We start from the raw sequence: 427 nt of genomic DNA, 5'->3' as shown, positions 1-427 counted from the left end.
CCCAGTTTCAGCGCCGCGATCGCCAGAATGCCGGAACCACAGCCAAAGTCGATGACTGTTTTACCGGTTAAATCGAGGCTGTCGAGCCATTGCAGGCACCACCTTCGATCATAGCGTTAACCACTACACCAACAGCGTCGGCAAAATCCTCGGTTCCACAGGACGATATTTACTGATCTATGCGCTGATTGTTGCAGGAATGGTGGTGTTGTTTTTACGTCTTCCGTCTTCCTTCTTACCTGAAGAGGATCAGGGTGTCTTTCTGACCATGATTCAGTTACCCGCTGGCGCGACGCAAGAGCGGACGCAAAAAGTGTTGGATCAAGTGACGGATTACTATCTGAAGAACGAGAAAGCGAACGTTGAAAGTGTCTTTACGGTTAACGGCTTTAGCTTCAGCGGCCAGGCACAAAACGCCGGTATGGCC

The 427-nt window shown here is 50.8% G+C and carries 1 protein-coding gene and 1 pseudogene; one reads left to right on the top strand and one right to left on the bottom strand.

Annotation, left to right across the window (positions count from 1 at the left end; translation table 11 throughout):
- Nucleotides 1-95: 50S ribosomal protein L11 methyltransferase (locus C1J01_RS53950; protein WP_369122778.1), on the bottom strand; the 95-nt coding region annotated here is incomplete at its 3' end.
- 2 nt (nucleotides 96-97) lie between these two features.
- Here C1J01_RS53950 and C1J01_RS48705 point away from each other — a divergent pair.
- Nucleotides 98-427 (top strand): annotated as a pseudogene (locus tag C1J01_RS48705) (efflux RND transporter permease subunit); the annotation flags it as partial.

The sequence above is a fragment of the Nonomuraea aridisoli genome (genome assembly GCF_003236395.1).
GTDB classification, from domain to species: Bacteria; Actinomycetota; Actinomycetes; order Streptosporangiales; family Streptosporangiaceae; genus Nonomuraea; species Nonomuraea aridisoli.
The sequence above is the reverse complement of the archived record's forward strand: the minus strand, read 5'-3'. Positions and strand labels throughout refer to the sequence as shown.